This is a genomic window from Psychrobacter sp. 1Y11, assembly GCF_052259045.1.
Classification (GTDB): Bacteria; Pseudomonadota; Gammaproteobacteria; order Pseudomonadales; family Moraxellaceae; genus Psychrobacter.
Genome location: NZ_JBQQER010000001.1, coordinates 21,778 through 47,900, shown reverse-complemented (window position 1 = coordinate 47,900; position 26,123 = coordinate 21,778). Strand labels below are relative to the sequence as shown.

20 protein-coding genes are annotated in these 26,123 nt (G+C 44.9%); 6 read left to right on the top strand and 14 right to left on the bottom strand.

The annotated features are described in order from the left end of the window. Positions 1-170 precede the first annotated feature (170 nt). The 5 genes from ACTXGJ_RS00200 to ACTXGJ_RS00180 form a co-directional block, all read right to left on the bottom strand. Positions 171-1,847, bottom strand: coding sequence for a GMC family oxidoreductase (locus tag ACTXGJ_RS00200; protein WP_439241205.1), 1,677 nt, complete (start codon positions 1,845-1,847; stop codon positions 171-173). Between the two features lie 131 nt (positions 1,848-1,978). After that, positions 1,979-2,185: a DUF2905 domain-containing protein gene (locus ACTXGJ_RS00195; RefSeq protein ID WP_443564737.1), complete on the bottom strand. Its 207-nt coding sequence runs from the start codon at positions 2,183-2,185 to the stop codon at positions 1,979-1,981. A gap of 159 nt (positions 2,186-2,344) precedes the next feature. Beyond that, on the bottom strand, positions 2,345-4,588 hold the full coding sequence (gene betT / locus ACTXGJ_RS00190; RefSeq protein ID WP_443564736.1) for a choline BCCT transporter BetT: 2,244 nt from the start codon (positions 4,586-4,588) through the stop codon (positions 2,345-2,347). Positions 4,589-4,868: 280 nt separating this feature from the next. Further along, complete coding sequence (locus tag ACTXGJ_RS00185; RefSeq protein WP_443564735.1) at positions 4,869-6,134, bottom strand: saccharopine dehydrogenase family protein; 1,266 nt, start codon at positions 6,132-6,134, stop codon at positions 4,869-4,871. Between the two features lie 288 nt (positions 6,135-6,422). Next, positions 6,423-7,634, bottom strand: a complete 1,212-nt coding sequence (locus ACTXGJ_RS00180) for a carboxynorspermidine decarboxylase (protein ID WP_443564734.1) — start codon at positions 7,632-7,634, stop codon at positions 6,423-6,425. A 199-nt stretch (positions 7,635-7,833) separates the two neighbouring features. On the opposite strand from ACTXGJ_RS00180, the gene ACTXGJ_RS00175 reads away from it, so the two are divergent. Next, positions 7,834-8,499 (top strand): DUF924 family protein, encoded by a 666-nt coding sequence (locus ACTXGJ_RS00175; RefSeq protein ID WP_443564733.1) that lies wholly within the window; start codon positions 7,834-7,836, stop codon positions 8,497-8,499. 48 nt (positions 8,500-8,547) lie between these two features. Here the strand turns inward: ACTXGJ_RS00175 and ACTXGJ_RS00170 are convergent, their stop codons facing one another. The 4 genes from ACTXGJ_RS00170 to lpxB form a co-directional block, all read right to left on the bottom strand. Beyond that, complete coding sequence (locus tag ACTXGJ_RS00170; protein ID WP_443564732.1) at positions 8,548-9,840, bottom strand: CAP domain-containing protein; 1,293 nt, start codon at positions 9,838-9,840, stop codon at positions 8,548-8,550. Between the two features lie 99 nt (positions 9,841-9,939). Continuing rightward, positions 9,940-11,133 (bottom strand): CAP domain-containing protein, encoded by a 1,194-nt coding sequence (locus ACTXGJ_RS00165; RefSeq protein ID WP_443564731.1) that lies wholly within the window; start codon positions 11,131-11,133, stop codon positions 9,940-9,942. Positions 11,134-11,275: 142 nt separating this feature from the next. After that, positions 11,276-12,139, bottom strand: coding sequence for a ribonuclease HII (locus tag ACTXGJ_RS00160; protein WP_443564730.1), 864 nt, complete (start codon positions 12,137-12,139; stop codon positions 11,276-11,278). Between the two features lie 46 nt (positions 12,140-12,185). Continuing rightward, on the bottom strand, positions 12,186-13,439 hold the full coding sequence (gene lpxB, locus ACTXGJ_RS00155) for a lipid-A-disaccharide synthase (RefSeq protein ID WP_443564874.1): 1,254 nt from the start codon (positions 13,437-13,439) through the stop codon (positions 12,186-12,188). A gap of 251 nt (positions 13,440-13,690) precedes the next feature. Here lpxB and ACTXGJ_RS00150 point away from each other — a divergent pair, with 251 nt between their 5' ends. Next, entirely contained in the window at positions 13,691-14,773 is a 1,083-nt protein-coding gene (locus tag ACTXGJ_RS00150; protein ID WP_439241224.1) for a 3-deoxy-7-phosphoheptulonate synthase, read from the top strand. A 78-nt stretch (positions 14,774-14,851) separates the two neighbouring features. Here the strand turns inward: ACTXGJ_RS00150 and pepN are convergent, their stop codons facing one another. Continuing rightward, positions 14,852-17,503, bottom strand: coding sequence for an aminopeptidase N (pepN, locus tag ACTXGJ_RS00145; protein ID WP_443564729.1), 2,652 nt, complete (start codon positions 17,501-17,503; stop codon positions 14,852-14,854). Positions 17,504-17,686: 183 nt separating this feature from the next. Between pepN and ACTXGJ_RS00140 the strand changes: the two genes are divergently transcribed. The 3 genes from ACTXGJ_RS00140 to ACTXGJ_RS00130 all read left to right on the top strand — a co-directional run bounded on the left by ACTXGJ_RS00140 (position 17,687) and on the right by ACTXGJ_RS00130 (position 20,135). After that, complete coding sequence (locus ACTXGJ_RS00140; RefSeq protein ID WP_439241228.1) at positions 17,687-18,391, top strand: DUF6231 family protein; 705 nt, start codon at positions 17,687-17,689, stop codon at positions 18,389-18,391. Positions 18,392-18,632: 241 nt separating this feature from the next. Further along, positions 18,633-19,169: a peptidoglycan-associated lipoprotein Pal gene (pal, locus tag ACTXGJ_RS00135; protein ID WP_439241230.1), complete on the top strand. Its 537-nt coding sequence runs from the start codon at positions 18,633-18,635 to the stop codon at positions 19,167-19,169. Between the two features lie 174 nt (positions 19,170-19,343). Further along, entirely contained in the window at positions 19,344-20,135 is a 792-nt protein-coding gene (locus ACTXGJ_RS00130; RefSeq protein ID WP_443564728.1) for a 4'-phosphopantetheinyl transferase family protein, read from the top strand. A 127-nt stretch (positions 20,136-20,262) separates the two neighbouring features. Here ACTXGJ_RS00130 and ACTXGJ_RS00125 read toward each other — a convergent pair whose 3' ends face one another. Beyond that, the gene (locus tag ACTXGJ_RS00125) at positions 20,263-21,105 is read right to left on the bottom strand and encodes a hypothetical protein (RefSeq protein ID WP_443564873.1); all 843 of its coding nucleotides are present in this window, start codon (positions 21,103-21,105) and stop codon (positions 20,263-20,265) included. A 668-nt stretch (positions 21,106-21,773) separates the two neighbouring features. On the opposite strand from ACTXGJ_RS00125, the gene ACTXGJ_RS00120 reads away from it, so the two are divergent. Beyond that, positions 21,774-22,535, top strand: coding sequence for an IclR family transcriptional regulator (locus ACTXGJ_RS00120; protein WP_439241236.1), 762 nt, complete (start codon positions 21,774-21,776; stop codon positions 22,533-22,535). 67 nt (positions 22,536-22,602) lie between these two features. Here the strand turns inward: ACTXGJ_RS00120 and mmsB are convergent, their stop codons facing one another. The 3 genes from mmsB to ACTXGJ_RS00105 form a co-directional block, all read right to left on the bottom strand. Beyond that, positions 22,603-23,571, bottom strand: a complete 969-nt coding sequence (gene mmsB, locus ACTXGJ_RS00115; RefSeq protein ID WP_439241238.1) for a 3-hydroxyisobutyrate dehydrogenase — start codon at positions 23,569-23,571, stop codon at positions 22,603-22,605. Between the two features lie 73 nt (positions 23,572-23,644). Further along, complete coding sequence (locus ACTXGJ_RS00110) at positions 23,645-24,886, bottom strand: enoyl-CoA hydratase/isomerase family protein (RefSeq protein WP_443564727.1); 1,242 nt, start codon at positions 24,884-24,886, stop codon at positions 23,645-23,647. Positions 24,887-24,939: 53 nt separating this feature from the next. Further along, positions 24,940-26,100, bottom strand: a complete 1,161-nt coding sequence (locus ACTXGJ_RS00105; RefSeq protein WP_443564726.1) for an acyl-CoA dehydrogenase family protein — start codon at positions 26,098-26,100, stop codon at positions 24,940-24,942. Positions 26,101-26,123 lie beyond the last annotated feature (23 nt).

Genomic DNA, 26,123 nt, shown 5'->3' with positions numbered 1-26,123 from the left:
TCTAAAATATCATTTGTAAAAGTCAATTTATTCCCTCTCCTCAGTGAACAATCCTAAACTGTCGTACTGATCATTCCTTAAATTTTTGATTATCTAAAAAGCCTTCTAGTATTTAAAACACTAGAAGGCTTTATTTAAACTCTAATAATAGCTTAGACCAAAGAGATTAATTACCCTGCTGTTACATGCTCAGCTTTGGCATAGTTATTAATCTGGGTCGGTACGCTTTCACTGCTATGACGCTCAGCTTTCATCTGCTCGGCTATTTTTTCGGCGATAGCGATGGTGGGCGCGTTGGTATTAGCGCTAATCAAGGTCGGCATAATCGAGGCATCAATCACACGTAAGCCTTTAATACCGCGTACCTTAAGATCAGTATCGACGACCGATAGCTCATCTGCGCCCATACGACAAGTACCGACAGGATGATAAATGGTGTCGGACTTATTACGAATATACCCAAGCAAGCCATCTTTTTTGATATAAGGCGCTGCGTAGTCTTCAGTGATAAACTTGGCAAGCGGCGCTTCTGTCATAATAGCTCGCGCACGCTCGGCACCCGCGACCATGAATTCCACATCTTTGTCGTTGGATAAGTAATTGGGATCGATCAGCGGCGGCTCGCTAGGATCAGTTGACGCCAGCCTCACTGTTCCGCGGCTCTCAGGGCGCAAATAACAGCTATGTACTGAGACGCCATAGCCCCATTTCAGTTCACGTCCATGATTAATCACGCGCGAGATGACAAAATGCAGCTGAGTATCGGGCCAGTCTTTGGGCGTCTTATCGGTAGCGCTATAAAAAGCGCCGCCTTCGGCATAATTAGTCGATAGTATGCCAGTACCATCCTTGCGCCACTGTCCTAAAGCGGACATCATCTGCGCAACCGTGCCTAAGCCGATACCGATGATATCCTTAGTATTGACCTTATAGTCAAATACCACATCCAAGTGATCTTGCAAGTTACCGCCAACATCCGGCGACTCTTGAATCACCTCAATACCGTGCTGCTCTAAGTGCTCTTTTGGGCCAACACCTGATAGCATCAAAGTCTTTGGTGAACCGAACGCGCCGGCACATAGCAACACTTCTTCTAGAGCGCTGACAATATACTCTTCGCCATGCTTGACGTAAGCGACACCGGTTGCCCGCTTATCTTCTATGATAACTTTGGACACCATAGCGCCAGTGATAATCGTGAGGTTCGGACGGTCGTCAACAGGATGTAAGTAAGCGGCGGCGGCTGAACAGCGCTGGCCCTGCTTATCGCCATGAAAGTGGGTAACTTGATAGAGACCCGCGCCGTCTTGCTTAGTCCCATTAAAATCATCATTGGCATCGAGTCCATTAGCCACACAAGCATCGACAAAGGCTTTGGAAATAGGACGCGGGCTCAATAATTCTGACACATGCAGTGGCCCAGAGTCGCCGTGATGCTCGTCGCTACCGTGAATATTGTTTTCTGCTTTTTTGAAAAAAGGCAACATATCGTCGTAGCCCCAACCCTCGCAGCCGTTGTCTGCCCAGCGATTATAGTCTTTGGCACTACCGCGAGTATACACCATCGCATTGATAGCGGAGGAGCCACCTAGACACTGTCCGCGCGGCTGATATCCTATGCGATTATTTAGATGGGTTTGTGGCACAGTATTGAATGCCCAGTTGTTGATCTTAACCGGCTTATCACGCATCATCATGATAACGCCTGCAGGCACACGTACAGCTAAATCTTTGCCGTCGCCGCCAAACTCTAATAAACAAACTGAGATATTTGGATCTTCCGATAAGCGGCTAGCCATAACGCACCCTGCTGAGCCGCCGCCAATAATGACATAGTCAAATTCCATGAGAAAAGCACTCCTTGCTAATAGGTAGTACCGGTCATATAACACGATACGGTCATTTTACTATAGCAGAATTAGGTAGTACTACTTAAGAAAATTTAACAAAAACTTTGGGTGAAAACCTAGATGATCTTTTAGCGATTAAATAAATTCAGGAGAATGCTCGCCACGACGCTTATCACAATCATTGTCATTACTGGAAAGTAAATTTTGGTATTGCCAGAGCTGTGTTTGATGTCACCTGGTAGATTGCCTATCCACGAAAATAGGCTTGGAAATATCAGCCAAATAACCCCTATTATCACCAAAATAATACCAAGAGTGATTAGAATTTTTGCCATTTGCTGCCTCTTTTTATCGTATTAAATCGTTTATAACCTGTCTATAAAAAAAGCCTATCTATACCAGATAAGCTTCTTTATAACACTGCTTGTCCCGCTAATAATTACTGTAATAATCAGCTTTTTTGTCTGAATTAAAGGATTATCAGCGTTCCTCTATCAATAACTCTTTGTTGCCCCAACTAGCGTTTCGCCTTTATTTATATCAGCATCAGTGTTTACCGATGCACTGATAAACGTCAAGTACGCCTCGTATTGCTCTAGTACATCATTGATGACTTGCTGTTTGGTCAGCCCCATCAAGTCATAGCCGCCAGAACCCGTTTGCGTCGCCACTTCTAACCGATAATAAACATCGGTATTGGGCGCCATTTTACCACTAAAGGTAGGCGACGGTGTCTCAACCATTGACACCTGATAATAAAAGTTGTTTTGTGCATCTGAAGCGACTTTTAATAAAGGGCCGCCGATATCGATATCGTTATCTATATGCGGAACATTATCACGCTCGATATTGTAACCTTGACGTTCAAACTCATGCGCAACCTCGTTAAGCGCTGGGCGAACAACACGCTCAAGAAATTGTATCGCCTCACGTTTCGAGGGATACGCTAGCATCTGTCCCAGGCGCTGCTTCCACGAACGCTCGGGCCTCTGACCGCCACTTGGGGTAATCGAAGGACGGCGTAGCACTTTACCTTCGTTTTCAGCTCGCTCAATTTTCAGTGCTTTGGAAAAGGAGAACATCACTAAATAAACAATCACGGTCACAGGAAGCGCGAAAATAAGCGTCGCGTATTCCATAGTAATAACGCCGCCAGCGATTAACATAGAGATAGTCAACATCGCCGTCAATACCGCCCAAAAGATGCGTAGCCATTTAGGGCCGTCCTCGCTTGGATCGGGAATAGAAGTCGAGAAGTTCGACATCACCATCGCCCCTGAGTTGGCACTGGTGATATAAAACAAAAACCCAGACAGCGTTGCAAGAGCGACCATGATAGTAGCACCGGGGAATAGCTCCAGTAGAGCATACCAGCCGCGCTCAGGGCTTTGTATAGCTAACTCAGCAAAGGCAGTATTGCCTTGTAGCACCTCATAAAGCGCGGAATTGCCGAAGAAAGAAACGATAATAAAATCGCATAATACCGGTACGGTAATCGCGGCGATGACGAACTCACGCAAGGTGCGGCCGCGAGAAATACGCGCTAAAAACACCCCGACAAAAGGTCCCCAAGCTAGCCAAAATGCCCAGAAGAACAGTGTCCAACTGCCCATCCAGACGCTACTACCCGGCACATAAGCAAAGGTTTTGAACATCCGTGCAGGCAAGGTGACAAAGAATTGACCTAAGTTCTCGACCAAAGCATTTAACAAAAAAGCGGTCTCGCCAGCGATAAGGATAAACGCCATCATCGCCACTGCGCTCCAAAGATTCAGCTCCGATATCCAGCGAATACCCCGGTCAACGCCTGAGGTAGTCGCTAAAATAGTCAAAATAACCGCACCAACCACTAGCGCTATCTGTAGGGTCAAGCCTTCTTCAAAACCAAATAATCTTGAGAAGCCGACGTTTAGCAGCACTACCCCAATACCCATAGTGGTAGCGACGCCAAACACGGTCCCAACTAGCGCTATCGTACTGATACCGTGACCGATAGGACCTAGAACACGCTTACCTAGCAGCGGATAAAGCGCCGCTCGAATCGATAACGGCATACCCCAGCGATAAGCAAAATAGCCCATCGCCATGCCGAGCAGCGCATATATTGACCAGCCTGCAATACCGTAATGGAACATCGTCCAGACCACAGCGTCTTGCATGGCAGCAGCGCTTGAACCTTCACCAGCAGGCGGTGTTAGGTACTGTACGACCGGGCCGGTCACTGAGAAAAACAACATGTCGATGCCGACCCCAGCGGCAAACAACATCGCCGCCCACGTTCCCAGCTTGTATTGCGGGCGCGAGTCATCAGGCCCAAGACGGATACTACCTGCCTTAGATAAGGCTACCCAAAGTACAAAGCCAATCACCAACACCATCGTAATGACGTAATACCAGCCTAGATTACTGGCAATCCAGTCCACAACCATCTTCATGGTAGTACTAGCACTAGCCGGCAAAAAGATAGCCCATATTGAAAATGCCACGATTACTACCGATGAGATAATAAGCACGCTCCAATTAATATGAGCCACGCTATTTTCGGATAGCTCCTGCGCGCCTTTTTGTAGATCATTACGGGATATGGGTACGTCTTCATCAAAAGGTTTGGATTGACGCTCGGTACCGCCAAACTGACTACGCTCAAACGGGGTACGTGAAGACTCCTCTGACCCAGTAGTTGCAGCCTGAGGCTCTTGCGCTGAATTTAACTCATCGTTATCGGGTCCATTGGCCATTTGTACTTCCTGTATTTATTTTAGGTTTGCTAAAAGAAGGCGTTTGTCAGTGTCTTTTGGCAGCACTTGTAGTAGTCCTTTAGCTCAATGATAGGATTATGTCATATACTGGATAATTTCATAGTGTTAGTGACCAGTATTAGCAGCTGTATTTAGATAAAAAGTGTAACGTTATAAAATCAGAGACGACTGTTTTGATTGAAATACCTAGATTCTAAAACCTAAGCCAAAAAAAGCCTATCTCTAAGAGATAAGCTTCTTTATAAAATTAATTTTTCGCCTAAAATTCGAGCGCTCTATCACCATTAACATCTTGAATGCGAGTCGGTAAGCCTATCTTATTGAGTAGATTAATAAAGGGCTTAGCATCCAGCTCTTCGACATTGACCATTGTGCCCGTGTCCCACTCCCCAGTCGCGACAAGCATAGCAGCAGCAACGGGCGGTACGCCTGCGGTGTAGGAGATACCTTGGCTGCCCACTTCATTATAGGCGTCTTTGTGGTCGGAGACGTTATAGATAAAGACTTCGCTATCAACGCCGTCTATCTGGCCTTTTACCTTGTCGCCGATGCAAGTCTTGCCGGTATAATTGGGCGCCAGTGAGCTTGGATCAGGCAGTACCGCTTTGACCACTTTTAGCGGGATCACTTCTTGACCTTCAGCCGTCATCACCGGCTGCTCAGATAACAAGCCTAAATTCTGCAAGACAGTAAACACATTGATATAGTGCTCACCGAAACCCATCCAAAAGCGAATGTTCGGCACGTCTAAGTTCGCCGATAATGAGTGAATTTCGTCATGCCCGCTAAGATAGCTGTTTTGTAAGCCAACAACAGGCAGATCATCAGTGCGCTTGACCTCGAACATATCATTAGACTGCCATTGGCTATCTTGCCAAGAGTAAACGGTGCCGGTGAACTCACGAAAGTTAATCTCAGGATCGAAGTTAGTCGCGAAGTATTTGCCATGACTACCCGCATTAATATCAATGATGTCGATATCAGTCACTGAGCCTTTATCCATCATATCGTAGCCGATACGCGCATAAGCGTTGACCATACCAGGATCGAACCCTGCGCCTAAGATAGCAGTGACATTATTATCAGTACAGCGCTGTTTGCGTTGCCATTCGTAATTGTTATACCAAGGCGGGGTTTCGCAAATCTTTCGCGGATCTTCGTGAATAGCGGTATCAATATAAGCCGCTCCCGTCTCAATACAAGCTTCTAATACACTCATATTAATAAAGGCCGAGCCGACATTGATAAGGATCTGAATGCCTGTATCGTTGATAAGTTTGATCAGCGCTTCGCTGTCCATGGCATCGACTTGATGGGTATGCAAAGTCGCCGGAAGTTTAAAGCTACCTTTGTCATGGACGCTTTGCGCTATCTCATCGCATTTGGCCTTAGTACGCGAGGCAATATGAATCTCGCCGAGTACGTCATTATGCATGGCACACTTATGTGCGACCACTTGCGCCACGCCGCCTGCGCCAACGATAAGGACATCTTTTTTATTGAGCTTAGTTTGATTGGTGTTCAATGAACAATCCTCCTTTGTGTTCCTGCCGATGCCACAGAGGTGGCTATGCAAAACAGCAACAGATGAATGATGTGCATGAATTAAAAAGGAAGACCGAGGAAAACCCATACACCCGTAAGGCAAAAACTATGATTCTTTCAATAATTTTACCCAGCGCAATTATAACAATTTTTATCGTATCTTTTAGTCATAATTAGTGACTGTTAGTCGTCAATACTAGATTTATAGCTTCGTAGCTTTATAGCCTCCTAACCAGTAGCACAAATTAACGCGACTCAAATAACAGAGCTAAGACAAGCTTGCCTTATAATCCTGATAATCAAACTCACGCTGGATATCGATGCTGCCATCTAAGCGGCGAATCACAATGGCTGGCATGTTGACGCCATTGAACCAGTTTTTCTTGACCATAGTATAGCCTGCGGCATTAGCGAAGCTGATTTGATCGCCTATTTTTAGCTGATCTGCTAGCGGATACTCGCCAAAAATATCTCCTGCTAGGCAGGAACGGCCGCAAACAATAGTATTGTCTACCGCCTGCTGCTCAAAATTTTCCGCTACTGGCAGGATATCGATGGTCTCATCATTGATAGCCGCTATAGCCGCCGACTCTTGATAAATTAATAAATCGAGCATATGCGCTTCGATAGAAGCATCGACCACCGCGATGCTTTTTTCATTTTGCAACGTATCGAGCACCGTCGTTACTAGCGTGCCCGCGCTATGGATACTCGCCTCGCCTGGCTCTAAATACACTTGCACGCCGTATTTTTCGCTAAAGCCTTTTAACCTATCGGCCAATTTTTCTAATGGATAGTTAGGTGCAATAAAATGAATACCACCGCCTAGACTGACCCACTCTAGCTTTGCTAAAACATCACCAAACTTAGTTTCGATATCTGCCAAACTATCGCTAAACGCTTCGAAGCTATCATTTTCACAGTTGTTATGAATCATTACTCCGCTAATGTCGGCGAGCACCGCTTTAATTTTATCTTTGTCATGCTCGCCCAAACGGCTAAAGGGGCGCGCCGGATCAGCGATAATAAAAGACGAATTGCTAGTCTTAGGATTCAGACGCAAGCCTACAGGAATGTTTTGTGCATAAGCTTGCTCTTTAAAAGCCGTGAGCTGCGAGATGGAATTAAAAATAATCTTATCAGCATAGCTCAATACTTCATCTATCTCATCACTACTATAAGCGACGCTATAGGCATGAGTTTCCTTATCTTGTGAGCTGCCAAACGTCTCAAAGCCTAAGCGCACTTCATTGAGTGACGATGAGGTAGTGCCGTGCAAGTAAGGCTGCATAGCATCAAACACGCCCCAAGTTGCAAAGCACTTGAGCGCTAGCAACGCCTTAGCTCCTGATAGCTTACAAAGCTTTGCAATAATTTGCATGTTGCTGACGATTGCGGCCTCATCGAGCAGATAGTAAGGAGTTGCCGGTAATTGAGACGACGATTTGGGAGTAGCTAAGTTTGGATTTACTGAGTTCATATAAGGTAACCTAAAGCAGATAAGCAAAACAGGTGAAATAGCATAGCGCCAAAAAATTAAAGTTGATGATCATTTATTGCGACTAATAATAAGGCATATATTCGCTTTTGCAAGCACAAGGGTCGCTACATTTTAACATCATGACCACAGCTACTATTTGGGTTATAGTAAGCTAAATTCATTACTAGGAGAATAGCTTATGTCACTCTCAACCGATTATTCTACAAGCGCTAGTCAAGCGAGTAATAATAAAATAAATGCTGCAGATATCAATCTACAACATATAGATGCTGATGCGCGTGCCGTGTTAGAATTTTGGTTTGCTAAAGACAACGAGCCTTACTGGTTTGAAAAAAATGAGGATTTTGATCAGCGTATTGAGTCAAAGTTTGGCAAAATTTGGCAAGCGGCCAAACAGGGTGAATGCGCTCATTGGCGCCGCGGTGACAATAAAGTCGACGCCAACAGCTCCATTACCAATCTAGCAGGACGTTTGGCTGAGATTATTGTCTTAGATCAATTCTCGCGTAACTTATGCCGCGGTGAGCCTTGTTCTTTTTCACAAGATGGCATGGCAGTGGTGCTCGCACAAGAAGCGATCAAGCAGCCGCATTTTGCTAGCTTACCGATGGAATGGCGACGCTTTACTATTATGCCGTTTATGCATTCTGAATCCTTAGCGATTCATCAGCAGTATTTGTCATTATTTGAGCGATTAGGTGATGAAAGCACTTTAGGATTTGAGCATCGTCATAAAGATATTATTGAGCAGTTTGGTCGCTATCCGCATCGTAATGAGACTTTAGGCCGAGAGTCTACTGATAAAGAAAAAGAATTTTTACAACAGCCCGGCTCTTCATTTTAGGCCCAGCTCAAAGGGCTAAGCTGACGACTAGGTTTTAAGCAAATGCCCTTATGAGTAATTCACCTCGCCTGTCATAAAACTAAACGACTGATGGATCATGCGCTGGTCGTTTATGATGACATCGAAGCTTACTTTATAGTCACTGTTGCCATGCAGGCCGCAGTTTTTTGCTTTTTTTATCATCGCCTGCTTTATGCTCGTCTCACAGCTAGCCACTGAGTCTGTGATAGGCAAGATAAAAGCCTCATTTTTGGGAAGCTCATATTCTGTATTCAGATAGGGGTCTGACTGATAATCGAGCACTTGCGTCGGTATCGTTGTCCCGCGCTGCGCATCATAAAAGCGGATATTAATAATTTGAATAGTGTTGGCTTTTGCCACCTTGATATAGACAGGCTGACCTATAGGATCAGTACTTAAGTTGCGGCCGGTATGCTGTACCGGATCTGGGGTTTCATTATAAAGGGCGGTTACAGTGCCAGTTACCCCTTGGCAAGGATAAGTCAAGATACCATTATAGCTAGCACCCACCGTGTCGGCTGTTGCTGCGGCGTTACTCACTAACACATAGCCTTGATTGTTGCGCACCTCTTTATCATAAGGTTTGTAGGCGACGACCGCCGTTCCCACCACTTTCGAGCTTGGCTGCATTAAAGAGCGCAGATGATAAGGCGCTGCAAGCAAGGATCTAGCCATCGAAGTGGTTACCGCCTCTGCGGAGAGTAGCTCACCTGCAGAGTGATAATACATACTCTGCGCAATATTTTCTGTAAAGCCATACTTTAGATTGGCGTAGCTGGCATTGAATAAGCGGTTTTTGATATCTAGGCCGCTATAATGTGGGTTGTTACTACTAGTAACCGCTTGAATACCTTTAATTTCGTTTTGATAGTGCGGATAAAATAGTGTTGGCTGCGAATGAGTAAAAACATATTTGATATAGTTCGCATGGCCTAAAGCGACCTTTTTAAGCTCAGCATCTGGCGATAAAGTGCCAAGACCACAGCGGCTTCTGGCTAAATTAAACTCTTTATTCGCTACAGCGGCGGCATTATCATTGTTATTGACGTTAATATTCTCATTACTATTATTATCTTGAGCGTTTTCACTTAAGCCTAGATCATTATCCTCATGAGCTAAAACACTCGTATCAGCTTGCTCCTCTCCTGCTATACCTAAGGTTTCAAACGCCTCCTCTAACTGCAAGTGTGCTATCACCGCTTTTATATCTTGGAGATAAAGTTCCGGTAGGTACGCTCTTTTCACCCCATCATAGGCAGGCATCAGCAATAGAAAAACCAGTAACATCACTGGCATTGTAGAAGAAGATCTAGCGGTCACTGACTACCCTTTTTGTCGTCAATTTTGGTGGTTCGTTTTGGCTGTCAATTTTGGCGGTGCAAAGCAAATGAATTTAAACATTGCTTATTTAGACAGCGCCTAATAATTGACAGCGCCCGTTGTAAAGCTAAATGATTTGCTTTGAAAACCTTTATTATCGACTAGCACATCGAAGCTGACGCGGTATTCGCTGTTGCCATACAGACCACAGTTGCCGCCTTTTTTTCTACCAGCTTCACAGCTTTGCAGATTGTCTGTCAACGGTAAAATAAAAGCTTCATTATCAGGCAGTCTGTTAGCAGTCGCTCTGTGCGGATCATTATCATAATCTAGCAAGCTAACAGGCACAGTGATTTGACGCTTGACATCATAAAATTCTATATTGCTGACTTTGATGCTTTGTGCGGCAGGTACATGAATATAAATAGGTTGCCCAATAGGATCGACGCGTAAATCGCGACCGGTGCCCTGTACCGGATTTGGGCTTTCGTTATAAAGCCCAGTGACCGTACCCTGAACCTCTTGACAAGGATAGGTAAAAATCCCTTGCGCCGTATCATTTGCACTCGCCGCGGTCGCGGCAGCATGAGTGACTAATACATAACCTTGGTTGTTTTTGTTATCTCTATTAAAAGGCTTGTAGCCGACCACCTCAGTTCCTACTACGCTTGAGCTTGCTCGCATCAGTGAACGCAGATGATAAGGCGCCGCTAGTAAAGATTTTGCCATTGAGCTGGCAGCATCATCAGCACTGATAAGTGCTCCTACAGAGCTGTAATAAATAGTCTGAGCGATATTTTCAGTCGCGCCGTATTTTAGATTCGCGTATTGAGCATTAGCCAGTCGATCGGTAAAACTAACCCCGCCAAAAAAAGGATTGTTTTGGGCAGTGACCTCAGCGATATCACTGATCTTATTTTCGTAATGAGGGTTAAAAACCGTTGGGGTACTATTAGCAAACACATGCTTGATATAACGACTATGCTGACTTGCAATATTAGCTAGTTGTTGATCCATTTGTAGTCCGCCAAGGCCACAGCTGGTACGAGCAATACTGAACTCATTGTTTGCGATCAGAACTGCTTGAGAATTATTATCTACTGGTGGAGTAGCAGTGACGGGTGGAGGAATAATCTGATCTTTATTGTCTGTTGTAGGCGGAATTGGTGGTGCTGGGTTAGCTGGCGGATTAGAGCTAGCCTCTGAACCGCCACCTCCGCCGCCGCAAGCGCTCAAAAACACACTGAAAAAAATAATAACGCCTAGATTTCTAGTTAACGATATTTGCGACATCAGCTATCCTATAAAGAGTTTGAGCATCATAATGAAGCCCTTCTAACAAACTATAAATGCAAACTAAGCTAGTTTCAATCACAAACTATTGTTTTATCGACTATTATTTAAAACGTATTAAGTTATAACAATTCTACTTAGGTTATTTAGTAGCACAGCTAAGCGCACTATTTACCAGTGCTTTGCAAATAGGTCCAAAACTGCGGCGGTGCTCAGCTAGCACGCCATGTGTCTCGATAGCTTGCAGGTGCGCTTTGGTCGGATAGCCTTTATGCTTGGCAATACCATACTTAGGATGCTTACTATCTAAGGCATACATCGTCTGATCACGGCTGACTTTGGCTAAGACACTAGCCGCCGCTATACTGGTGAGCCGCGCGTCCCCTTTGACCCAAGCTTGGCAATCAATAACAGATGAGGATAGTCCAAATTCAGCTAACCTAGCATAATCCAATTCAGGGTAGCGATTGCCATCGAATAACACCTCAACTTGCCTTGTTTGGACATTAGCAACATTGGTAGCCACTGCTTCTAGCAGGCCTTCGGTACATAAGCGCATACCGAGCATCGTTGCTTGTAAAACATTCAGCTGATCTATGACTGCCGCTGGAATATCAGCAATGATATAGCCAAGCGCGTACTTCTGCACTAAAGGATAAAGCGTATCGCGCTTTTTTTCACTGAGCTTTTTGGAGTCGGTCAGGATAGATAAAGGCGTGTCTCTTAGCGGTTGGTTTTCGATAAGATCTGACCAGATATTCGGTAGAATAGCCGCCGCAACATGGACACTCCCTAATAAAGGCCCACGCCCCGCCTCATCAATGCCAATTTGTAGCGTTGGCAAGATTTCACTTTGCGCCGCTAGCGCTGGATATTCAGCCGCGAGTTGTAGCAGATGCAGCTGTCCGGTTAACTTTATAGGGGCGGCTAAAGACGTATATTGACCTTTAATATTGATGTGCTCAATACCAGTGTCGATAGGCAGAACTTGAAAATCAATACTCATTTTATATCACTGAAATTAATTTATATTACTAGGACTTAAGGCGCTATTAGACTATTTCATTGCGAGCGGTATGCGCTCTCGTTTGTGCAAACCACTGCTCGACTACACTATTGGCAGGATCGTGGTTGCTTTGCTGCTGCAAATCCCGCTTGGTCGCTAGTAAATTGTGTAGCTGTTCGTCATAAGCCCGCGGCTGTAAAAGCTTAGTCAGCGTACGGCAAATATTCTCGCCTGTCGCTTGCTCTTGAATGAGCTCAGTGACTATCATCTCTCTGGCTAAGATATTAGGTAGCGCCACATAAGGAACTTTGACCAAGCGCTTAGCAATCTGATAAGTCAGCTGATTAAGCTGATAAATGACCACCATAGGACGCTCTAGGAGCATCGCCTCAAAAGTAGCGGTACCTGAAGCTAATAACACAATATCAGAGGCAGCCATCGCTTGCTGACTGAAAGTCGGCTGACTTTCATCATAGACAACGGCGATAGCGGCGCGCAGTGGTTCAGAGCGTTTATCTATCACCTCTTGTACGATATATTGATGGTTTTGATCGACAGTCGGAATAATAAAACACAGCTTAGGATCGACTAATAACAGTTTTTGCATCCCATCGAGCATCAACGGCAAAATAGCGGTAATCTCACCGCGACGCGACCCTGGCATCACACAAATTAGCTGACTGACTGCATCGAAGCGCTCGATAAAGAACTGCTGTAGCCCGTCATTTTGCCAAACTAGCTCACTACGCAGCTGATTGGTCGGCGTCTCTATCAGCGCAGCATCGAGCGTTCTGAGTAGCGGATGGCCCACGCATATCGCCGGATGGTTGTAGCGCTCATAGACGGGCAACTCGAATGGAAATAAGCAAAGCACCAAGTGAGTCGCCTCCTTGATACCATGGATACGCGACTCGCGCCACGCCCAAATAGAGGGACTGACGTATTGTACACAAAATACCCCTTTCGGCTTGAGCTTCTTAGCAACACGTAGATTAAAGTCAGGTGCATCGATACCAATAAACCAATCAATCTTAGCATCAACAAAGGCGGTCAAAAGCTCACGACGCGCTTTAAATAAGTCAGATAATTGTGCGACAACTTCGACCAAACCCATTACAGCTAGCCGCGATAAGGGAAACAGACTTTGTAACCCCTGCGCTTGCATTTTTGGTCCGCCAACCCCGACCCAGACGATATCACCACGCAAGTTATTCATCTGCTGCATAAAGTCTGCCCCTAAGCTATCCCCCGACACCTCGCCAGCAACTATCCCTATGACCAATGGCGCTAATGATGGCACTGATGATAATGCCTGATCATCTAAGGGAACAATCTGTTCAGAAGCTTCAGTAGGCTTAGCAAAATGAGTCATGACAAACCTTTAATGTTGATAAAAATAAAGAGAAACATAATCATAAAAAAACAAGTATAACAAAATTTTGGTTTTCACATTCCAGTTATCAGTCAATTAACTGCAAGGCTACCCTTGTCAACGAACACTTTTGACCTCATAATGAATATTCCTACAAATCAGCTAGATGATAGATACCCATGACAACAACAGCTACCCACAACGCAGATATTGATGACGTGAATATTGAACAATTCATCCCTTTAGTCACCCCCGCTGAGCTAAAAACTGAGCTACCCCTTACCGATGCCGCCTATAGAACCGTACTAAAAGGCCGTCATACGATTCAAGACATCTTGGATGGTAAAGACAAGCGCTTGTTTGTGGTTATTGGTCCTTGCTCTATTCACGATATAAAAGCCGCTCACGAATACGCCGATCGCTTAGCTATATTGGCCAAAGAGGTCGAAGATAGTATATTTGTAGTGATGAGAGTCTATTTTGAAAAGCCGCGTACCACTGTGGGCTGGAAAGGCATGATCAACGATCCTGATATGAATGACAGTTTCGATATCGAAAAGGGTCTGCGGAGCGCTCGTAAGCTGTTGATCGATCTCAATGAGAAAGGCTTGCCTTGTGCTACCGAAGCGCTCGATCCGAATACGCCGCAGTACATGCAAGATCTCATCAGCTGGTCAGCGATTGGCGCGCGTACTACTGAAAGTCAGACGCATCGCGAGATGAGCTCAGGCTTATCCTGCCCTGTCGGCTTCAAAAACGGCACCGATGGCGGTATGACAGTCGCTGTCAACGCTATGCAAGCGGTCAAAGCAGGTCATAGCTTTTTAGGCCTATCTGCTGATGGTAAAGTGTCTATTATTAAATCTAAAGGCAACCCTTATGCCCATGTCGTATTACGCGGCGGCAATGGTAAGCCGAACTATGATGAAACTGCAGTGGCAGAAGCTGAAAGCCAGCTTGAGAAAGGCAAAACTAGCACGAAGATTATGATTGACTCAAGCCATGCTAATTCAGGTAAAGATCCGTATTTGCAGCCGATGGTCATTAATAACGTCGCTGAGCAAATTCAAAATGGCAACAAGTCTATCATCGGTATGATGATTGAGAGTCATCTAAAGGGTGGCAATCAAAAGCTCACCGCTGATCTCAGTCAGCTTGAGTACGGCAAGTCTATCACTGATGGCTGCTTAGACTGGGATAGTACTGTGACCGCTCTTCATGAGCTTCGTGATGCGGTAAAAGACATACTACCTAACCGATAGTTACTAATATTACTGACACTCAACCCAAAAAAAGCTCATCTTATTAGATGAGCTTTTTATTTTCTGCTAGGCTTGCCATCAAGCAGAAACATCTGCCGCACTGAGCACACTATCTAATGTCTCTAATACATTCTTCGAAGATACTTGCTGCTGCAAAGCCACAAGCTCATCTTCTGCCAGTTGCCGAGTTGGCTCTACTAGCGTATACCAGCGCGCTAGCACTTGTAACAAGCGAGACGCCAACACCGGGTTGGTGCTATCTAACGACTTGATAACCCCTGTAAAGATAGACAAGCCCTCAGCGGTCCAAAATACTGTCGGCTGCGAGGTAAATGCGCTAATCACCGAGCGTATCCGGTTAGGCGTGTTCCAGTCAAAATCATCATGCACCAATAAAGCTTTAATACCTTGTGCGGTGACATGAGTGCTCGAGGCTTGCACGCTAAACCATAAATCAATGACCAAATCATTGTCTTTAAAACGCTGATAAAAGTCTGCTAAATATTCATTCGCATTTGCAGCTTGATGATTGACCATCGCTTTTAGTGCACCGAAGCGTTCTGTCATACAGCTGGCATTATCATATTGCTGCTGTGCCCACTCCCCTGCGCCAGTTACGTTAGCGGTTAATGCCATATCTAACACTACATTACGTAGGGCACGCTGAGCAAGCGCTTCTGGCGTATCTGAGTAAGGCTGCATTGGTAGCTGCTCATACAAGGCCGTCCACTGATCTTTGAGCGCCTGCGCCACTTGACTATATAAACCATCACGCTGCTGTTTGACCACTTTAGGATCGTAGTCTTGGTGTATGGCTGAAGCCAGCTCCTGCGCCGATGGAATATCGAGCAGACGCGCCGCTAGCATGGCATCACTCGCTGCCAGCTTAGGTAAAGTCTTCGCTAAAGCCTGCAAATAGATATCAGGGCTGCTTTTTTTATTACCTTGAATATTGAGCAAGATACGATTGACTAGCATTTGCGTCACTTGCCATTGATTAAAGCCGTTGGTCTCATGCTCAAGTAAAAACGCTAAATCTTCATCTTGATAGTCGTAGTTGAGCTGCACCGGCGCACTAAAATCACGCAGCAAGGAAACCACTGGCTCTTGTGCAACATTATCAAAGCTAAAGGTCTGCTCTGCCTGATCAAGCATCAGCATACGCTCGCTGATGATAGCGCCTGAATCTTTGTCAAATAACGCAGTCGCTACTGGTATCGGTAGTGGCTTTGGCGCCGCAAATCCTGGTACATGGCGCGTCTGTTGCTGTAGATGAATCGTCAAAGTCTGGGTGTCACTATCATAGTCTTGATGACCAGATACTACGGGCGTACCGGGCTGGCGATACCAGTCGATAAAGTCCTCAATCCTACTATCAGTAACACTTAGCGCTGATAAAAAGTCTTCAACCGTCACCGCTTGCCCATCGTAACGGCGGAAGTATTCATCAGTACCTGTGCGAAAGTTCTCTGCGCCCAAAGTATTAGCAAGCATCCGTACGATTTCAGCGCCTTTTTCATACACCGTCGTGGTATAAAAGTTATTAATCTCCACAAAGCTCTCAGGGCGTACCGGATGTGCAAGTGGCCCTGCATCCTCACTAAACTGATGCGCGCGTAAGGTGGCGACGTCATCAATACGCTGCACGGCGCTTGACTGCTGATCGGCTGAAAAGGACTGATCGCGGTAGACCGTAAGCCCCTCTTTTAAACACAGCTGAAACCAATCGCGGCAGGTGATACGGTTACCGGTCCAGTTATGAAAATACTCGTGAGCGATGATCGCTTTGACACTGAAGCTACGCGCGTCCGTAGTCGTCTCAGGGCTTGAGAGCACACAAGCAGTGTTAAAGATATTGAGGCCTTTGTTCTCCATCGCGCCCATATTGAACTGACTGACCGCCACTATCATATAGCGGTCCAAATCATAAGCACGGCCGTAATTGACCTCATCCCAGCGCATCGAGTCTTTTAGGGCTTGCATACCCACATGACATTTCTCAATGTCATCGCTTTTAGCGTAGAGCTCAAGCAAGACCTCGCGTCCCTCACTAGTAGTATAGCTATCACTTAACACTTCTAAATCAGCAATGACGCTGGCGAATAGATAGCTGGGCTTATTGGTTGGGTCGTGCCAAATCGCATAATGACGATTGCTATCTTCGGCGACTTCACCAGCTTCGATTAAATTACCGTTGGCAAGTAAAGTTGGAAAGCGCTTATCCGCCTCAATGCGCGTGGTGAATACTGCTAGCACATCAGGGCGATCAGGATAAAAAGTAATCTTGCGAAAGCCCTCAGGCTCACACTGAGTCACAAACATGGTATCGCTACCACTACCCGCTATATACAGACCTTCAAGCGCGGTATTAGTGTGCGGATAAATACGCACTTGCAGCTGCAAAGTCAGCTTATCTGGAGCATCGGTAATGATAAGCTTGCCGTCAGCTTGCTGGTAGCGCTCATCAGCAAGTGTTTGACCGTTGAGTTTAATAGCTATCAGCTCAAGATCCTCGCCATCGAGGACTAAGTCGCCATCGCTTTGCCGCTGCATCACCAAAGTGCTATCGACGATGGCATTATCATCAAACAGCTGAATATCTAAATCGACCGTTTCAACATCGAAGCTGGGTGGCTTATAGTCTTTTAGGTGGATTTTACTGGGAATGTGCGCAGGGACATCAGGCATGTCTGCATTGATAATGTTGGCATCGGTTTGGGTCGTTGACATTGATCATCCTACTATTTTTATAAAGAAAACAAAGACTAGTGATAAGCTATTTTTGTACCGCTTGCTTTAGCTTTTAGCACACTCTTTAAATTAAGTTTGATTCTGCTACGCTTTAACGCTACATTGGCTTGAATACGTAAATTTCAAGAGCAACCTCACAGTTTCATCACTTTGGCGCCCTTTATGAACACTACTCCCAATCTTGCTGCTGTTAACCCTTCTCCCCTCACCCTGCCTTTACTAATCTCTTATACTCAAGCCCTTCTGCCATCACTGTATCAAGCGACTGCTGATACTGATACCAATACTGAGGTGAAAAACAAAAGCAATCAGCCGATTAAGATGCTATGGGTAGTAGAAAACAGCCAGGAAGCAGAAAGTCTAAGCCGACAGCTACAAAATAAGCAAAAGACTCCAGTTAACACTGATAGTGATACTGATAAGGAGCCAAGTGAGGCGAATAGGGTTGCAGATAGTAGAGACACTGATATTAAAATAAGTACTTTAGCTGAGCTTAATAACCAATATAACCCGCAGCGTTATGAGCTTGCCTGCTTTTGGCTACCTACTCTCTCAAAAGAGCAGCTACCGCAATTTACCCCTATCATAATGCGCTACCGAGACTTATATGCCGCCCATCTACTACTCGCTATTGATAACAGCTCAGATCTACGAGCCTACGGTTTTACACCATTTAATATTTTAAATGACCAACCCTTAGATACGGCTATAAAAACATCAGCTTCTGATGCGTCTAGTGATTCACTGGTCGCACAACCCTCCCTATCCCTTTGGCAATTTAACCTTTATGATTACAAACGCTTGCCGAATTGGTTAAATAATAAATACTGGGCTAATCCTGAAAATTGGGATAAGCATCGTTGGTAATCACAGGTAGCAATTGCTTAAATAAAATTGCGGCTTATTACAACCAAACTTGATAAAAGTTAGAATATATATTTTTTGAAAATAAATTATCAGACACATACTGTAATATTTACCGAACCTTGATATTATTTACAGTAATGCTACTTACACAACGTAACATTGATTTTATGATAAACGTCAATTGCTTAAGTTTCTTGTAAAATATTTAAAACAACAAATTAATTATATTTAGGAGCTTCAAATGTCACAACATTCTATTTTTAATAACCGTTTTGCCAAGATTAGTGCTTTGGTAGTCTTATCTAGTGCTGTGGCCTTGACCACAGGTTGTGCTACCAAGCGCGCCACTTCTGAAGTGGTAGTGGCACCCTTAGGCATCCCTGGTGGTCAAGGGGCTTATACAGGCGCAGTTATCGTTGATAACCAAGTAGGCGTAGTCAATGCTGCAGAGAACATGCAAGCTGTGGTATATTTTGCGTTTGATAGTAGCGAAATCACCGCACAGTCTGCTAGCGTACTCAATCAACATGTCAGCTTACTAAATGCAAATCCAGGTACGCAAGTGCTAATCGCTGGTCATACTGATGAGCGCGGTAGCCGTGAGTATAACATCGCTTTGGGTGAGCGCCGTGCACAAGCTGCGCGTAACTACTTAGCAGCACAAGGGGTCGCCGCCAATAATATCCGTGTGATTAGCTACGGTGAAGAACGCCCTGCGGCAGCTGGCAACACTGAAGAGGCTTACGCATTAAACCGCCGTGCTGAGCTGTCGTATTAATAGCCCTTGCTAGCGTATTTGTGATTCGTTCTCTGTTTTGAGTTTGGCCCAGTAATATAAGTATTACTGGGTTTTTTTATAGTTTAAAAAAGCTTAGCTAACGAGCTTTGCGCTTACCCGTTGACACCTGCCATACTAGTATTCTTATGATTATTGATATTGTTACTTCACCTTATGATCTTACTTAATGATATCCACTATACGCAGCTCACTGCGACCCACTATTGTGCTATTGGTCGCTTAGGAGCTACTGCCGCTCAATTATGGATAAATTATTCGACTGCCCTCACTCCTTTAGCTTTATCCGCTAGCAGCCTCGAGAATAAAGCGCTGTCTTTACAGACATTTTATTTAGTCCAACACTCTCATAACCCACTTGCCAATGACTCCTCTTCACTAGATTCTGCACAACAAACCCTAGCAAACAAAAAAGTTAAGCGCCAAAGCCAACGTACTGGCGTGCGCTTACTTTTAAATAAGTTGTTAGTTGAGCTCGGTATAGTTGATACGTTAGACGAGTCAGCATTTCCCTATCGACTCAAAAATCATCGCCATTATGTGTGTTTTAGTCATTCGGCAGATAGAGTAGCCGTCGCTCTGAGCTATGATAGCGCTATCGGCATAGATATTGAGGTCAATAGCGTAGCTTGGCAAGTCGCCAAACGCTTCTATCATCCTGATGAAATTGCTCTGCTAGAGCAACTTCCTGTCGCTAAACGTGATTATTTGGTTAGGTTACTTTGGCAAGTCAAAGAAAGCTTAATAAAAATCAATCAAACGGAGCTAACAGTAGGTTTAGGTAGCGCTTATGTGCCACTGATCCAAACACTTATTGAACATAATAGCGCAGATAATAATATTCAGAATAATACCTCCTCTACTAACGAGATGTTTATTGAGCTGCACCGAGACGCTGTGCACAAAATAGCTTATATTTCAAACCATCAGATTATAGTGGTATTCTGATATAAGACAGCATTCGCTTTACTATTCGACTATTCAATATTCATATAGCATTTAAGGAAATTCAAAACACAAAAAAAGCGACCCAAAGGCCGCTTTTTTATACTATTAAAATAGCTCAACTATCGAACTAGAAGCGGTAAGTTGCACCTAGTTTAACGATTGGTAACCACTCTAAGTAATCTTCATCTTCAAGCTCTTGAGCAGCTTTTAAAGCTACATCATCGGCACTTTGGCCTGTTAAATTACCAGAATCATTCTGTACGTTTAAATTAGTATTATTACTGCGAACTTTTGCAGAGGTCGTACCAAGATAAGCGGCACCAATCTCACCAAAGACACCAAAGTTATTAGTGATGTTTGGACGGAAGCCGATAGTCGCGTAAGGCGCTAGCTTGTTACGATGGTCGATGCTACCTTCTAACGAACCGACATCATTAGCGTCATATTTTACGCCGTCAATTTTATAGTAGCCACCTTCAGGGTTGGCTTTTACATCAAGACTGTTGTCCGGTACGATAACACCAGCGCCCATAGTGAACCAGTTCGCTGCTGGACGCACCTGAACACCTAAGTAAGGGTTACTAAAGTCAGCATCGACATCATACTCAACATCGTTAGCGTCAAAATCACCACCGAATAGATCAGCTGGATCACCACCTGCCCAACCAGCTTGTAGCTCAACTTTATCGTTGATACCCCATGCAACGTTAGCACCATAACCTAAAGTACCGACTTCAGCACTAACCGCTGCTGGATTGATAGCAGTGTTAAATAAAGTTTTGGTAGTACCGACTAGAGCGCCTGTCGTGTTACGAATGATACCCGCATCTTGGTTATACTGATAAGCAGGAGTTGCTGCTTCATATACCACTGCATCATTGTCATCTACGACAACAATTGGGTCAGCAGCCATAGCAGCAGTTGAGGCTAAAATAGCGGCAGATACCGCTGTAAGTTTAATAAGTTTCATCATTAATCTCCTAAAAATATGAAATAGCTTGCCCACAGTGAATGACGACTTAGCATTTTTACAAACCATCATTTTGTTGAGCAGATTAAAACAATTTTGACTCTAAAAGTCATCCCCTAAGAAGCGCTTTTTGTTTGCCATTATGTAAAGATTACGTAGGTATTGTAATTATTACCGTTACACTCTGTCATAAAGCGCATTAGTGTTACAAGATGTGTTCAAGAGAATTATTAGTGTATCAATAGCTTTAATAAATAATGGCTAATGCCGTTGACCTTTAACATTTAACATTAGCTGTATTAAGTAGCACTTTAAAGTAAGTAATACTATAAATTAGTGCAACATTCGACAACCACAAATAACCAATAAATAAGCCATCGACAAGCTTAAAACTATTAAGCACATATCTAAGTAACTGAATGCTATTTTGGCTTATTATGAGATTTTAAACAGTGTAGCTTATATAACTAATTACTACTGTTTGTTGTGTTATGTGAAATGATGTATCTTAGCGAACCTTACATACAAAAAGAGTAGTACAGCTTATTGCTGATATCCTGCCTGAATGATGAAAATAGTAAGCCCTACTTCTCTAGAATGGATATGTTAGCGAGTTTCCTGATTAGCAAACGCATGAATGATCAACCCTTAACTATCGAGCCAATATTATGCCTAAAGTATCGTCTATTACTCGTGTATTAGAGATTATAGAAGCAGTGTCTTATGCCCAAAGGCCACTCTCACCCCTTGAGCTGTCAAAGGATCTAGACATTCCAAAACCAACTATCCATCGGTTGATACAGACTTTGGTAGAAGAAGGATTTGTAGGAGTGGATATAGGAGGCGGAATAATACCAGGAAAGCGAGTACGTAATTTGAGTATAGAGCTGTGGCAACAAAAGCAATTCTTTCATGAGCGACAATTGATACTGCAAGGATTGGTTGATGATATAAAGGAAAGCTGCGGTATCGCCGTGCCGCATGAGATGAGCATGCTATATACCAATCGCGTACAGACTGATCTGCCTATCCAGATCTACTTACCAGCCGGCTCTCAATCGCCGATGTGGTGTACCGCAACGGGTAAGCTATATCTCAGTCTTTTGCCCGCGCAAACCCGCACTAAGATGCTGCGCCAGCTCTCACTCAATAGATTTACTGAAAATACCTTTACCGATGCTGATGCTTTAAATGCTGAATTAGACGCTATCGCTGAGTCAGGCGTGGGCATAGATAATGAAGAGTTCATCTCTGAGACCTTATCAGTAGCCGTGCCTATCCTTGATAAAGAATCACGCTATCTTGCCTCCCTCTTCGTGAATGCGCCTACTATCCGCGTCTCTTTAGAGAAGTTACAGACTCATGTACCGAGACTTAGAGTCGCCGCGCAGGATATCCAAACACTGTGTTATGAGTTTGAAATGAAATAACCAGCGGATTTGGCTCTAAATCTATAACTTTACTAAGACAGATGTTTTTGGTTCCCTTTACAAGCTATTAAGGCAGTACTGATTTGTCATGGATGGCCATAATGCTCGAAAAATCCTTATCACCATGCTCGCTAGTATGAGCGCTATAAAGCTGCGCTGCTCGTTGTGCCATTGGCGTGTCGACCTGAGTCTCTTTTGCAGTTTGCAGCGCAAGATTCAGATCTTTTTGCATAAGCTTACTCATAAAGCCGCCTTGATAGCGATTGCTAGAGGGGACATTGTCCATCACTTGCGGATAAGGGTTGTAGACCTCTAATGTCCAATTACGCCCTGAGCTTTGCAGCATAATATCCGATAGTACTTTGGCGTCTAAGCCATTCTTGACGCCGAGATTTATCGCCTCTGCCGTGCCTGTCATTAAGATACCAAGCAGCATATTATTACAGATTTTGGCGACTTGTCCGGCGCCATTAGCGCCTGCATGAAAGATGTTCTTACCCATTGCGGCAAGGATAGGCTCTGCTTTAGCGAAAGCATCAGCCTCACCTCCTACGATAAAAGTTAAGCTACCTGCTGTCGCCCCACCGGTGCCACCTGAGACTGGCGCATCCAAAAAGTCTATGCCAAGCGTGCTTGCCGCCTCTGCTACTTGCCGCGCGTCTGCAGCGGCAATAGTACTACTGTCGATGACTAACGTGTCTTTAGAAAGATGGGATAACAGTCCTTGTTCACCGTTTGCTCCCTCTGCATCATTTTGGCTACTTCCTAAATACACCGATAGCACATGTTCGCCAGCGGGGAGCATACTAATCACCACTTGCGCATTGGCAGCCGCTTGCTTTGGGCTGTCAGCCACGCTAGCACCTGCTTGCTGTAGACGCTCAGTCGCTGCCGATGATAGATCATAAACGCTTAGAGCGTAGCCTGCTTTGAGTAGATTCTCTGCCATAGGCGCGCCCATATTACCGAGACCAATAAAGGCGATACTAGGCTTTATATCTTTAACGGAGTCGCTTGCGCTATCTGTGTTGTTCATTCCATCATTCCTTGATGTAATTATTTAGTAATGACTTATAGTCAATCCACTATAAGATAAATATAGTGCCACGCTAGCGGACGTGCTGCGAGCCTAAAGCATCGGCGGTAAGCCAATCTTGCAAAGGATGCTGATAAGGCGCATAAGGATTCTCAAAATGTGACTCGATATACGCCTGCCCCTCGGCGCTTAGGCAGTCAGCTAATGTGCGTGACCACTGCGGATTTTTATCTTTGTCAATGAGCAGTGCTCGCACCCCTTCTCTAAAGTCAGGATTGGCCGCGCAGTGTACGGCGACATTGGCTTCTAAATAGAGCACTTGCTCTAGTGATAAGGCGCTGACTTTATAATAAAGCTCGTAAGTCAAAGCGGCAGTTACTGGACAACCCTGACGATAAGTTGCTAGCGCTTTTTGTGTCCATTTATCGGCGGCAAAGTCAGCATCTATGTTATGCAAAGCTTCGTCATTTTGTAGCAGATGATCAATTTCAGCCAGTCCGCCACTATTCATAAGCTTATTAATGGTTTGCCAGTATTTAGCCAAATTACTCTCAGACAAACGAGTCGATGGCTGCGCTGCTAAAGCGCGGCTGGTAATACTCGGCAGCCTACTAGATCCCTGCTCTATCTCCGCTCGCCAATTAGTAGCTTTTAAGCGCTCAATGATAGCGTCATAGTCGCTACTTTCAACATGGTACTCAGCAAGGTTACCAATAATAGCGTCTCCAGCATTACACATAGCGCCGGTCAGACCCAAAAACAGACCTGTTTTGGCGGGCATACGCTGCAAGAACCAGCTCCCTGAAGCATCAGGAAACAGACCTATGGTAATCTCAGGCATCGCAAAGCGGGTACGCTCCGTGACGATACGATGGCTACAAGCCGCCATAAGCCCCATACCGCCGCCCATGATAATACCATCACCCCATAAAATTAGTGGCTTAGGATAAAAGTGCATTTGCCGATACAGGCGATACTCATGACCAAAAAACTCTGTTGCATAAGGGTTCGGTAATGGTGCGGACTCTGACATACTGTCATAAAGCTTACGGATATCTCCTCCGGCACAGAAAGCTTTATCGCCAGCGCCCTGAACAATAATGGCGACTATTTGGCTGTCCGTTTGCCAAGCTTCGAGCTGCTGTGATAACAGTTGACACATCTCAACGCTTAGAGCATTGAGCGACTTTGGGCTATTTAAAGTCATAATACCAAGCTGATGACCGCAATGCGTCTCTTCAATCTCGAAAAGTACTGCCGCTTCTTGTTTTAAAAAGGGAATTGTTGGGCTACTAACATTATCATTTGTGCTCATAAAACTACCTACGAAACTTTATAGAATTTAAAAACTGGCTGGAAAAACGGCTGCTAACGCAAAGAGCTAAGAGCGTCATCTTGCAACATCTGCCGGGATACGATGACGCGCATAATCTCATTAGTACCTTCTAGTATCTGATGCACGCGCAGATCTCGTACATGACGCTCAAGCGGATACTCATTGAGATAACCATAGCCGCCATGCAGCTGTAGCGCCTCATTAGCGACTTCAAAACTCAAATCAGTAGCTAAGCGTTTTGCCATGGCGCAATAAGTTGCCGCCTGCGGGTCGTCATTATCGACTTTGCTGGCAGCCAGATAGATCATCTGTCTTGCGGTAATGGTTTGCGTGAGCATATCGGCAAGCTTAAATTGCACTGATTGAAACCCTGCTATCGGCTTGCCAAACTGATTGCGATCTTTGACATACCTAGTTGCTGTTTCAAGCGCGGCCTGCGCTGTCCCTACCGCACAGATGCCAATATTAATACGGCCGCCGTTGAGGCCTTTCATGGCAATGCTAAAGCCTTGACCTTCAGCACCTAATAGGTTGGATGCAGGAACTTTGACATCCTTAAAGCTAATGGTACGGGTAGGCTGCGCTTTCCAGCCCATTTTATGCTCGTTTTTGCCATACTCAATGCCGTCGCTTTGCGCGTCGACTACAAAGGCAGAAACGCCCTTAGCACCTGTAGCACCTGTGCGCGCCATGACGACCAACACATCGGTAGACCCCGCTCCTGAGATAAAGGTTTTTTCGCCATTAAGGATATAATAATCGCCTTGTTTGTCCGCTTTGGTACGCAGCGATGCGGCGTCAGAGCCCGCATTAGGCTCCGTCAAACAATAGCTGCCTAACCAGTCGCCATTGACCATCTTCGGCAGATATTTTTGACAAAGCGCCTCATGGCCATACTCACCGATCATCCATGACACCATATTATGAATGCTCATATAAGAAGCCACAGCGGTGTCGCCCCAAGCTAGCGCTTCAAAAACCATGGCCGAATCTAATCGCGGCAGCCCTAGACCTTCATAGTTGGGATTAGTATAGAGTCCTAAAAAGCCAAGGTCGCCTGATTTTTTTATCACCTCAATAGGAAAGTGCGAGCTGCGATCCCATTCAGCGGCGTTGGGTTTTAGCTCTTTTAATGCAAACTGACGAGCGCTGTGCTCGAAAGCCGTTTGATCATCGGTTAGTGAAAAATCCATGCCGTTATCCTTAAATAGTGAGG

Coding starts and splice junctions, on each gene's coding strand:
- ACTXGJ_RS00120 (WP_439241236.1), top strand. CDS start 21,774: ATGCCTAAAGTATCGTCTATTACTCGTGTATTAGAGATTATAGAAGCA.
- ACTXGJ_RS00180 (WP_443564734.1), bottom strand. CDS start 7,634: ATGAACTCAGTAAATCCAAACTTAGCTACTCCCAAATCGTCGTCTCAA.
- ACTXGJ_RS00200 (WP_439241205.1), bottom strand. CDS start 1,847: ATGGAATTTGACTATGTCATTATTGGCGGCGGCTCAGCAGGGTGCGTT.
- ACTXGJ_RS00125 (WP_443564873.1), bottom strand. CDS start 21,105: ATGAAACTTATTAAACTTACAGCGGTATCTGCCGCTATTTTAGCCTCA.
- pepN (WP_443564729.1), bottom strand. CDS start 17,503: ATGTCAACGACCCAAACCGATGCCAACATTATCAATGCAGACATGCCT.
- ACTXGJ_RS00150 (WP_439241224.1), top strand. CDS start 13,691: ATGACAACAACAGCTACCCACAACGCAGATATTGATGACGTGAATATT.
- ACTXGJ_RS00130 (WP_443564728.1), top strand. CDS start 19,344: ATGATCTTACTTAATGATATCCACTATACGCAGCTCACTGCGACCCAC.
- ACTXGJ_RS00195 (WP_443564737.1), bottom strand. CDS start 2,185: ATGGCAAAAATTCTAATCACTCTTGGTATTATTTTGGTGATAATAGGG.
- ACTXGJ_RS00175 (WP_443564733.1), top strand. CDS start 7,834: ATGTCACTCTCAACCGATTATTCTACAAGCGCTAGTCAAGCGAGTAAT.
- mmsB (WP_439241238.1), bottom strand. CDS start 23,571: ATGAACAACACAGATAGCGCAAGCGACTCCGTTAAAGATATAAAGCCT.
- ACTXGJ_RS00140 (WP_439241228.1), top strand. CDS start 17,687: ATGAACACTACTCCCAATCTTGCTGCTGTTAACCCTTCTCCCCTCACC.
- ACTXGJ_RS00160 (WP_443564730.1), bottom strand. CDS start 12,139: ATGAGTATTGATTTTCAAGTTCTGCCTATCGACACTGGTATTGAGCAC.
- ACTXGJ_RS00110 (WP_443564727.1), bottom strand. CDS start 24,886: ATGAGCACAAATGATAATGTTAGTAGCCCAACAATTCCCTTTTTAAAA.
- ACTXGJ_RS00105 (WP_443564726.1), bottom strand. CDS start 26,100: ATGGATTTTTCACTAACCGATGATCAAACGGCTTTCGAGCACAGCGCT.
- pal (WP_439241230.1), top strand. CDS start 18,633: ATGTCACAACATTCTATTTTTAATAACCGTTTTGCCAAGATTAGTGCT.
- betT (WP_443564736.1), bottom strand. CDS start 4,588: ATGGCCAATGGACCCGATAACGATGAGTTAAATTCAGCGCAAGAGCCT.
- ACTXGJ_RS00165 (WP_443564731.1), bottom strand. CDS start 11,133: ATGTCGCAAATATCGTTAACTAGAAATCTAGGCGTTATTATTTTTTTC.